The sequence below is a fragment of the Agaribacterium haliotis genome, from assembly GCF_002312815.1.
Taxonomy (GTDB): domain Bacteria; phylum Pseudomonadota; class Gammaproteobacteria; order Pseudomonadales; family Cellvibrionaceae; genus Agaribacterium; species Agaribacterium haliotis.
In genome coordinates this window covers 202,646-213,530 of the sequence record NZ_NKQJ01000004.1, presented here as the reverse complement: position 1 = coordinate 213,530, position 10,885 = coordinate 202,646, and the positions used below count along the sequence as shown (strand labels likewise).

Sequence of the window (10,885 nt, the reverse complement as noted above, 5' to 3'; positions counted from 1 at the left end):
GGCGCCATCGTTAAAGTAGCGTCATTGACAACACAGTTAGCAAACGAGCCCAGCATGTTTAAAAACGCCCAGCTACAACAAGCCTCCGCCGGCGTCAGTGACAAGGTTGTCGCACTGCCCAATCGCCATATACACCCGCAAGCAGCGCAGCAAACCGCGGCTGCGGCACCCAGCGCCAGGCTTAGGGATGAGGTTGAAAAACTGCGGCGCTACGCCAAACGCATTCAGGGCGACAGAGATATTTTCCGTTCGGAGGCTTTGCGCCTGGTGCAAAAATGTGAACAACTAGAGCAAGACTTGGCCGCCGCCCAGCAGCAGCGCCAGCGACAAAAACAGCAGAAAAAAGCACAGCTCAAAAAACAGCTGCTAGCGCAGCTTAAACACGTAGTTAAATTTAGCCTGAAACTAGGCTGCCAGTTAACAGACAAACTGGCTCGGCTCAGCAAAACAATTAAACAAGATTACAAACAACAACTGAGCCTGAGGGCGGAAAAACGCGCACAACAGCGCGCCGTCGACGCACACAAAAAATTAAAACAAGCCCGATACAAACGTCAGGTCCTAATGGCCAAACACCAACCGAGCATGCGCCAGCGCAGCACAAAAAACACTGATTTCAGCGCTTGGCAAGTTCATCCGCGCCGCTAAGCCAGCACAAATAAAGCACCCCCAACTTTGGTGGCCCCGTGCCACCTTTTCTTTTTCTGCACCCTTTTTGTAATTACAGCCCGGGCAGCGCGCTGTGAACGGCTCACAACAGCTTGCATCTCACTCAAAGCTCTGTCTAACTCAAAGCTCCTTCTAACTCAAAGCTCCATCTAACTCAAAAAAGCCCCGGCAAGTGCTGCTGTAATGCGCCGCGTTCTTTAGACCATTCGGGCTAGGCCAAATGAGCAGCCACTAAGGTATCGACTAAGCCGCAAAGCCTACGTAAACAAATCACTTGTAAGCCTGCGTGAAAGGAGCGCTATATTGCACATAACTTAAACAAATAGGCCGCCAGGCATACAGAAACAGAAAGCAGTATGAACGTTAGCAGCACAAACTCAGACCTGATTTGGAAGCTTGCAGGCTTTAATTATCCCGAACAAGCGGTCAGCTTCCTCAAGCGTTTTGAAAGCTCGTTCTGTGTTTTTTCGCGCACCGTCAGCCAGCTTTACAGCAACTACGAGATGCAGCGAGCACCGGGCAATAAAAGTGTTGTGGTCTTGCCCAACCCCTTTGCCCACCACGACAACTACAACGACATCCCCGAAGAGGCTATTTTGCCAACGGGCATGATTGTCAGCCCCGGCGAAATTCGCGGCGAGCAAGACTGGCTGCTGTGTTATCGAGACGGGCCGAGCAGGCGCTGGAAAGGCATGGAATTGGCCCAAGGACTGGCCAAATTTCACAATAAATACGGTGCAGACGACCCATTTTTACCTGTACTTATGAACACCGACTTGCGCAAATGCTCACGCAAAGAGCAGCCGCTGATGCACTTACACCGCATCAGCCTAAAAAAACTCGAGCAGCTTAGTGAACTGCAACGCAAAGATATTCAGCTGACAATAAACGACAAACTCAAACGCCTCGGTCGCTTAATGGCTTAGTGGCTTAGTGGCTTAGTGGCTAACAACTAAAAAGAGCGCTAAAAAGAATAAAGCCCGCTAAAGACAATGCCATTTAGCGGGCTTGAATAAACATCTAAATTAAGACCACTTATTTTTCAAAGCGACGCCGATACAGCGTTGAATTAATTTCTTTTACCGCATCAACCAGCGGTTCGTACGGAAGGTCGGTAACGCTGACAAAACCCACGTTGTAGTTCTCGCCATCGTAAGCACGCCCTGTTAGTGGTGAATCAATATATTGAAACCAATGCACACCAACAAAATACGGGTTGTCGATAACACTGCCGACATACTCCTGATATTTGCGGCCGCGATCGGCCTGGTTTTCAGCGTGAACAAGGCCCGGGTTCAGCAAGCCTGAATCGAGTGAGCCGTTGTGGAACTCGCCAATTATGCTAGGTTTGTCGATGTCTTCTAAGAAACTCCAAAATACTTCACCGTTAATGCCTTCGCGATAAAAGTTATAACTCATTACATCGCTGTATTTAGCTGCCGCGGCGCGAATCTCCGGTGTCATGCCCCAATCCGCAAAGCGCGCACCTAGATAGAGGTGGTTCGGCATATATTGTTTAACCGCTTCGCGCACAATACGAAAATATTCGCTCGCGTATATTTCAAGTAACACCGCAAAATCAGCGAGCATGGCCTCGTTAAAATCAACCAGTTCAACGCCGTCACCCAACGCTTGCCACGAAGCCAGTTCAAGGCCCCAAGCGTGGTTCAACTCGTCAATATTTGCGTAACTGGCTTTTAAAGCCTGCATAAAACGCTGTTTAGTTGGGCTGTCACCGAGCGGGCGGCCGAGTGTATTAATGACCACACCGTATTGGGTCGCCGGCGAACCCATCATGCCCCAGCTTTTTTCATTGTCGATAAAAACCCCAACACACCAAGGGCTATTTTTCACCTCATCGGCAATTTGCTTAGCCGTGGCTTGCGCGCGCTCTTTAAAGAGGGGATCAAACGGGTCGGGCAGTGGCGACCAGTAATCATTGCCGCTGCTGACGGTTTTAAAGTCACCGATAATCCAGCCGTTAGCAAAATACGGTAACTTGTCTTCGTGATAAAACATCGGGTCGACCCAGTTGCCAAAGCTGGTAAAACCCCAGCTCAACATGCGCTTGATCGTGGTGTCTTTCCACTTCTGCATCAATTGGCTTTCATCGTTTGTGCGGTATTTGCGGGCGAGATTTGCGCGATAAAAACTGTAGGTTTCACCTTTGTCAACCGCACCGCTGTGTACTTCGCGGCGATAACCGTAGTGGGCGCCCATTGGCTCATCGTACTTGGGCAACCAGGTAAACATATTTGCCCGCAGTTCGGAACTGACGTACCTGCTCGGCCAGGCTTTTTCCGGGGCGCGGTTTAAACCCAAGCTGTCTTCCGGAGTTAAGTCATCAGCCGCGCGCTGCTTAATTAAATTCTCATCAAAGTCATAACCGGTGATCGTTGATGTATTAGCCATGCGAATATTGGCAATACCGGTTGAGAAAAACAGGTAGCCTTCCGGGTCAACCAAGGCCCAGCGCCCCTTGTATTTTTCGGTGCGGAAATAGCCCGTTGCATCAAGCTTTGGCCCGTCGGCCCAACCGTTATATATACTGCGCCCGGCCAGGGGTTTATCCGTTAATGAAGCGAGTTCTTTATCACTGAGCTGCTGCAGCTGCTCGGTACTCTCAACTTTACTTACCGAACCGTATTTTGTGCTCTGACCAAATTGATCGACAAGGCCCACCAAAAATTGCTCGTCAAAACTTGTAGGTTTAATCAGGCGCAGGTTATCGATATTGATTTTTTTGTTATCGAGTACGCCCCAGACATAAAAACTCAAGCTTTCCACTTGGCTCAAGTCAATAAGCTTGGAGCCGCCGCGCCAGATAATTTGCCGGTAGTCATTGAGCCAGCTCGGCGGATTTGAACGTATCCCGGTCTCCAGCGCTAGCTCAGGCACATTCAGATCAATGTAGTAAGTGTGCTCTGATGCAGCCGGCAGCACAAAACTGCGTATGTGCTTGCTGCCGCTGCTATCGGTGACAGCGGCAAACATATGTATCGAAGTCGGCATCGGGTTTTCGATATCCAGAACCAGCGCAAACTCGCCCTGCTGGCTCCAGTCCCAGGCCTGCTCAGGTTGTAAACTGACCGTGCTTTTGTGGTTGTCGCGCGAGAGAAATTCAACACTGACCTCGCCATCGCGATGAAAGACTTTACTGTGCTCCAGTTTGAACAGGCGCATCGACTCTTTCGCGTCAAAGTCTGCGAGCGGAATTTCACTTGCCGGGCTTTTAACCTGAGGTACAAGGTTTTTTTTACTGGTTTCGCTGTCGTGTTTGCCACACGCGGCGAGCAGGAGCCCGGCTGAGGCTATCGCCACAGAGCCGAAACGAACAAGGCTGGTCATTTTCATAGTGAGCTTTCTTTATCTGTGTAGTTATTAACGCCATAAGCCGGGCGCAGCGCTGGGCGCCGGCTACAAGCAATAATGCCACTGTCGCTTTGAATTCACAAAAGCGCGCGACGAGCTGGTAAAACTGGCACTTTGTTTGGGCACAACTAGGCTAAATAAGCAACGCTCAGCATAGGGACCAGCTCAGTGCATATTTTTAGCAACTCGTTACTCGCCAAACTTTTCAGCCCAATTATTCTAGTCTTCTTACTTGCGCTGGTAGTGGTTTCAATTTTTATTTCGCAGCAAATTCGCAGTAATGCCATTGAGTCTGCCCTGCCCGGAGCGCTGAGCACGGTGCAGCAATACAAAACCATCCGCGCCTATTACACCAAGAATGTTGTGCAAAAAGCCCTCGCCAATTCAAACCTGCGACCCCACTTTGAACACAAAAACAGTGCCGAACACATTCCACTGCCGGCGACCTTTATTCACGACTTAAGTGAAGAATTTGCCAGGCAGGGCATGCATATCAAGCTCTACAGCGAACACCCCTTCCCCAATCGCGCCGCGCGCCGGCTCGACGACTTTGCTCGCGACGCCTGGCGCGCACTCAACCGGGACAGCGACAGCAGTTTTAGCCGCATCGATAGCGTTGACGGCCAGCAGGTGCTGCGTGTCGCGGTTGCCGATACCATGAGTGCACAGGGCTGCGTCGACTGCCACAACAGCCACCCGGATACCCCGCAGAGGGGCTGGAAGCTCGGCGATGTGCGCGGAGTGCTCGAAGTTCAGGTACCCATCGGTGCCCAATTAGCCGCAGGCCAAAGCATGAACCGAGAGCTGATCGCGCTGCTGGTACTTATGCTTCTTATCTTGTTGGTCAGTACCTACTTTTTGTTTCGCACATTTGTCAGCCGGCGGCTCGAGCGAGTCAGCAGCTCGCTCAACACTATTGCCGACGGCAACGGCGGTTTAAACCAGCGCATTGTTTTTCAGAGCAACGATGAACTCGCCGAAATTGCACACGCCTTTAACCGCTTTGTCAGCCGCCTCGAGCTTTCAATGAACGAAGTGGACAGCGAAATGCGCCACCTGCAGCAGACCTCGACCACCTTGCAGCAAGTTGCCGACGATTCCGAACAGTGTAGCTCCGCACAACTTGCCGAAACCGATCAGGTCGCCACCGCCATGCACGAGCTCAACGCCACCGCACAGGAAGTCGCACGCCTGGCAGGGCACACAGCAGAGCACACGGCCACCGCACAGAAACAAGCCCAGTCCGGGCAGAAAATCGTCGAAGACAGCCAACAGGCGGTGCTCGGTTTGTCACAGAAGATGCAAACAGCGGCGCAGACCGTCAGCGAGCTCGAAGAGCATAGCCAAAACATAGGCAGCGTGCTCGACGTCATCCGCGGCATTGCCGAACAGACCAACTTACTGGCCTTAAATGCCGCCATCGAGGCCGCCCGCGCGGGCGAACAGGGCCGGGGTTTTGCAGTTGTTGCCGACGAGGTGCGCACCCTGGCCAGCAAAACTCAAGCTTCGACCGAAGAAATCAACAGCATGATTGCACAGCTGCAAAACGGCACTGGCGAGGCGGTCTCGGCTATTGAGCAAAGCAACGAGAGCTTGCAGCGCAGCCTCGAACTCAGCGCCAGTATCAGCGGCGCGATTACCACGATGGTGGAGTCGAGCAGTGAAGTGGCCAATCTCAATACCCAGATTGCAACAGCCGCTGAAGAGCAGACTTCTGTCAGCGAAGAAATTAATGCCAATATCAGCAATATCAGCGATCTTGCTGCAAAAACCAATGAGAGTGTGCAGGCGCTCAAAGACTCCAGCGGTCAGATCGGCAAGGCCGTGAACGCCGTTACCAGCCAGCTGCAGAGCTTCTCTCAAGACTAGGGCCTTGCGTGCAGGCATAAAAAAAGCCCTCTGCCAGAGACAGAGGGCTCAAAGTTACTTCAGATAACTCTGAAGGGGGGCTCAGTTAGATTTGCGGCGACGCCAGCCTGCGAAGCTCAGCAGTGCGGCAACAAAAGCCAGCTCCGTCACGGCAAACGCACCACCACCTTTAGCACCACTGCCAATCGGCGCACTTGGGCTCGGGCTCACCTGCGGGCTGGGCGCTGCGCTGGGCGCAAAGCTCGGCTGCGGGTTGGCACTTGGCGCTGTGCTCGGCTGAGGCTGCGAGCTTGGCTGAGGATTCACACTCGGCTGCGGGCTCGGCTGCGGCACAAAGCTCGGCTGAGGATTTACACTCGGCTGCGGGCTCGGCTGCGGCACAAAACTCGGCTGAGGATTGACGCTCGGCTGCGGGCTCGGCTGCGGCACAAAACTCGGCTGAGGATTCACGCTCGGCTGTGGGCTCGGCTGTGGATCAAAGCTCGGCTGCGGTGAAGGTACCGGGTTTAAACTTGGGCTCGGGCTCGGCACAACACTCGGTTCGGGGCTTGGTGTTGGCGAAATAGACATCTGCACAAACTCGAGGAAGTCGGCATTCCACTGCCACTGACTCGCACCGTGACTCTCTACACGAACCGTGTAGGTACCGGCGCTGATCAGCACGTCATTGGCGATATCCATCTCCATATAAGCTTCCCAGTCACCGGTACTTACTACCGGTGCAGAGGCAATCTGCTGACCGTCGAGCAAGATACGCACATTGGCACCATTGGCCATCGGGGTAGCGGCTGACAATACCAGGTCGTAGTGACCGGTCTGCTCAAAGCGAACACGATAGTCGGCCCAATCTCCGGAAGTATTGGTGTTGATGCCTACAGGGCTCTTGTTAAAGCCGGGAACATTGTCTGAGCCGCCGTTGGTACCGGTTTCAACAAAGTTTTCAAGCTCAACTTTCAAGCCTTGGGCCGGAACCGGGTCACCGGATACTTGTGGTGACGGGCTCGGCTGAGGCTGCATGCTCGGGGCGATGCTGGGCTGGGCGCTCGGCACAACACTAGGCTCTGGGCTGGGCTCAGGCGCCTGGCTGGGCATTGCGCTCGGCACTGGGCTTGGCTGCATGCTCGGCAGGGCACTTGGGCTTGGAACTGGCGTTGGGCTCGGCGCTGGATCAAAGCTTGGTACAGGCTCAGGCGTCGGTGCGTTATCACCAAAGATCTCGTCGGTTAACTTGCGGATGGCGATCTTATCCATATTCCACTGCCAGGCACCGGCGGCGCCGATGGACTGAATGCGCACGCGGTAAGTGCCGGGAGCGGCAATGCTGAGGCCATTGCTAACAGTGATTGTCTGCATGGCGTCCCAGTCGCCGGTGTTGGGGACCGAAGCGCGGCCAGCACTGCTGCCTTCAACAAACACTTCAATACCACCGCCGCTTGGAGACCCTAGCTCTGCCTGCAACTGGTAAGTACCGCGCGAGGCAAAGTCGATATTGTACTCAGCCCAGTCACCGGTCTGGTTGTTGTTGATATTGCCTTTTTCAACGCTGATTTCGAAACCGCCAGCGGCGCCGCCAGTGCTATCAAAATCTTCCGCTTCAATCACGGTTTGCGGCGCTGAGCCATCGACAACTTCAACAACTGTTTGCCCGGTGAAACCACCGTCGTGAGTGCGGGCGCTGATTGTCGCGCGGCCAAGGCTTACCGGAGTGACTACGCCGTCCGCAACAGTGGCAACTGACTCGTCGCTGCTTTGCCAAGTGATGCCCTGGTTACTCGCATCAACAGGCTCAATGGTCGCGTCAATAGTGAAGCTTCCACCTGTTGGCACGAGGGTGAATTCAGGGTTGAGCTCAAGTGATTCAACCGCAAGCACTTCGGTGCGAATGCTTACACTGGCTTCAAGGCTGGTGTCGGCAACACTGCGCGCACTGATATTGACACTGCCGGCAGCATTGGCGGTTACAAGCCCGTCGGCATCGACACTGGCAATTGCCGGGTTAGAACTGGTCCAGGTCACGGCGCGGTTAGGCGCATAAATAGGACGCACAGCTGCGCTCAACTGCTTAGTACTGCCGACATAGAGCTTGCTCGGCACACCGGCAATACCAACGCTGGTCGGTACCAACTGGCTGACCGTTACCGAAACAGTCTCGCTCATGCCGCCGGCGCGACCGGTAATGGTAGCACTACCCATGCCGGTACCCGTTACCAGGCCGTTGGCATCAACCGACGCCACACTCGGGTCGCTGGAAGTCCAGGTAACGCGCTTGTCGGTGGCATTCGCCGGAGTCAGCTGAACCCCGAGCGCCTTGGTTTCGGTAACCTTCAGAGCCAAACTGGTCTCGGCAATAGCAAAACCAGTCAGCGCGGAACAACCGTCACAGCTGCCCGGTGTTGAACGGGTGATGTCGGTGTCAAAATCCCAGACCTGAATAGCCATAGAAGCCAGTTGGCCCGCTGGCAGGAAGCTGAACTCAACACTGTTGTTGCCATCGGCAGCTAAGTACTCAACCGGGAATGGAAACTCGAGTGTCGCCAGAATCAAACCTTCCTGACCTTCACCTCGCAGATCATTGTCGAGCGTTACTTCATTGCCGTTGATGGTCAGGCTGGAGCGATTGACGCCGTCAGCACCAAAGTGACTGAGGAAAAACGCACCGGTTACACGCAGCTGAGCTTCACCTTTGGCGGGCTTAGACACACCGTTTACTTGCGCAGAAACATTGGAACCACCTGCAGCCACACGGTGAGGCGCAGCGGCAGCCAGCGGCTCGGCGCTGAACTTGGCTTCGTTGTTGTTAAACGCGGGGTTGATGGCGCTGGCGTACTCGATGTCGAGCACGATGGTCGAATCGGCGCCAACCACCAAAAACTCGGGCAGAGAAGCGAGTTCGGCTTCAGCCATAATGGGCTTGCCCGTGCCGTTGCTGGTGTTGTTATCGGTATCGATAGCTTCGTCGAGATAGAGATGGCGCATCGAGATGCTCTCAATGCTGTTGCCGCTAATACCGGCCCAGCTCAAATCAACCTCGGTATCAACCGTTTCCATGCTGTTAATAATGACGTAGAGGTGGTTTTCACCGTTTTTGTCATTGTTATTAACATAGGCGTCAACCTGGATGTCGCGGTCGCTGGAGAAGGTATCGAGGCGCGTACCATCGATGTCGCGCCACAGCTCATACCAGTGAATAGACGCGTTAAAGTTCCAGGTACAGTTGGTGTAGGCGTCAGCCGTTGAATCACAAGTGCTGTAGTCGCGATCGAGCAGAGACTGGCTGTACGGCTGCTCTTTACCCAAATCACCCCAGGCGCCTTTCACCACAATAAACGGCAGGCTCATGGTGATGTAGTCTGGACGCTCGAGGAACTGCATTTGCATTTGCGAGAACGGCTTGAGCTTTTCCCAGCGCATGCGCGAGCGGTCAATAACCGTACCCATCTTCTGATAGTCACCGGTAACCGAGCCAAACTCGGAAACGATCACTTCTTTTTTGGGGCCCGGTACCATTTTATCGTCGTACCACTCGAGCAGGTCCATGACCGCTTCACTGTGCGAACCGGTACGCACACGACCACCGGCAGTACTCCACAGCGGCCAGTCGTACAAGTGAATGGAGTAAAAGTCCATATTCTCACCGGCGACGTCGAGGAACTGCTTCCAAATTACGTCCCACTGATACCACTCGCGGCCAGTGTCGGTGTCGTTCATGGTCGGCGAGGCCGCAAAAATTTCGTCGCGAATGCGATCTTTCAGCGCTTTGTTCTCCGGCGTATCGGCGCCGTAAAACGCCGTCAGTAAGGCTTCACCTTTGAGGCGAGGCGCGCCAAAGGCGGTCGCATCACCGAGGTGGAAATCGTGCAGACCCCAGGTCATACCGCCGACTTTCGGTGCTTTGTCACCGAGCTTGGCACGCACGGCGTCGGCCATGGCATTGTGGTAGTCAAACAGCGCTTCCCAGGTGTTCACATGGCCTTCCGGGCCTGTGGTATTCATCTGCATATCCGGCTCGTTGACCACTTCCCAGTAGTGCGGCATCGGCATTTTTGCATCGTCGCCGGTATCGCGCAGATACGCTTCTTCGAGGAAGGCTGCAACCCAGTCACCGGTTTGTTCATTGGTGCGCGGGCGCCACGGGTTGTCAGACTCGAGGCCGCCACCAAACCAGCTGTAAGTCGACCAGTTGGGGAATGCCGGGTGAGGCTGGGTTGCACCAATCATGTACTTGGTGCGATCAAAGTATTCCTGCGAATCAATATATTTAGTTTGCAGGTTCAGGTGATAACCGTCGATCTGGTCTTTTAAGCTATCGCGGCTGAATTCATCGAGGAAACCCCAGGGGAATAGCTCATCCTGCGGTGGTGGCTGGGTCGGGTCACCTTCGGTCTGCTTAAAATAATACATCGATGTGCCCGCATCGCGACCAAAGTGCGCGCCGAGCTCCATCAGGTAGTCGAGCTTTTCTTTCTCACCTAAGAATTCGTTTTCAATAGGGCTGGCGTGAATAGTAATTCGACGCTCGCGCTCAAACTGGTTGGCGCCGTTAACGCTGTGTTTGACGTTGGCATTGATATCTACCTTGACTGGTTCAGCGCCACTCAGTGATGCAAGACCACCGGCACTAAGCGCTGTAATAAGCCCGATAGCAGACTTCAACGGTTTTTTCTTAAACATACGGTTTCCCATAAGATCTGAGGCCTCAATTCAATCGGTACAACTTCCCGAGTTCATAACTCAAAGAATGACTAATACTTTGTTATGACGAGCCCTCTCTTATGGCGGGCTTATTAGTTAAAACACGATTTCGCAAACTATGACGCAGTTCAAAAAGGCATTTGAGCCAAAGTCCGGCTGCCGTGTCCGCAGCGCGGTAGCTGGGTTCGCAGCTCAGGGACAGGCCCCCGTAATTACTGGGGCTTGAGACATACACCCTGTGTCTGCAAGGCCACCTTAGAGAGATGCCGCAGGGCACTAAATA

5 protein-coding genes are annotated in these 10,885 nt (G+C 53.8%); 3 read left to right on the top strand and 2 right to left on the bottom strand.

Features of this window, described 5'->3' with window-relative positions:
* Positions 1-54 precede the first annotated feature (54 nt).
* The gene (locus CFK45_RS06850; RefSeq protein ID WP_096085688.1) at positions 55-648 is read left to right on the top strand and encodes a hypothetical protein; all 594 of its coding nucleotides are present in this window, start codon (positions 55-57) and stop codon (positions 646-648) included.
* 377 nt (positions 649-1,025) lie between these two features.
* On the top strand, positions 1,026-1,595 hold the full coding sequence (locus tag CFK45_RS06845; protein WP_096085687.1) for a hypothetical protein: 570 nt from the start codon (positions 1,026-1,028) through the stop codon (positions 1,593-1,595).
* A gap of 109 nt (positions 1,596-1,704) precedes the next feature.
* On the opposite strand, the gene CFK45_RS06840 is transcribed toward CFK45_RS06845, so the two are convergent.
* Positions 1,705-4,023, bottom strand: a complete 2,319-nt coding sequence (locus CFK45_RS06840; protein ID WP_204378432.1) for a beta-galactosidase — start codon at positions 4,021-4,023, stop codon at positions 1,705-1,707.
* Between the two features lie 186 nt (positions 4,024-4,209).
* Between CFK45_RS06840 and CFK45_RS06835 the strand changes: the two genes are divergently transcribed.
* Positions 4,210-5,910 carry a methyl-accepting chemotaxis protein gene (locus CFK45_RS06835; protein WP_096085686.1) on the top strand — a complete coding sequence of 567 codons (1,701 nt, stop codon included), beginning with the start codon at positions 4,210-4,212 and terminating at the stop codon, positions 5,908-5,910.
* An 81-nt stretch (positions 5,911-5,991) separates the two neighbouring features.
* Here the strand turns inward: CFK45_RS06835 and CFK45_RS06830 are convergent, their stop codons facing one another.
* Complete coding sequence (locus CFK45_RS06830) at positions 5,992-10,581, bottom strand: Ig-like domain-containing protein (protein ID WP_158224620.1); 4,590 nt, start codon at positions 10,579-10,581, stop codon at positions 5,992-5,994.
* Positions 10,582-10,885 lie beyond the last annotated feature (304 nt).

Coding starts and splice junctions, on each gene's coding strand:
- CFK45_RS06840 (WP_204378432.1), bottom strand. CDS start 4,023: ATGAAAATGACCAGCCTTGTTCGTTTCGGCTCTGTGGCGATAGCCTCA.
- CFK45_RS06830 (WP_158224620.1), bottom strand. CDS start 10,581: ATGTTTAAGAAAAAACCGTTGAAGTCTGCTATCGGGCTTATTACAGCG.
- CFK45_RS06845 (WP_096085687.1), top strand. CDS start 1,026: ATGAACGTTAGCAGCACAAACTCAGACCTGATTTGGAAGCTTGCAGGC.
- CFK45_RS06850 (WP_096085688.1), top strand. CDS start 55: ATGTTTAAAAACGCCCAGCTACAACAAGCCTCCGCCGGCGTCAGTGAC.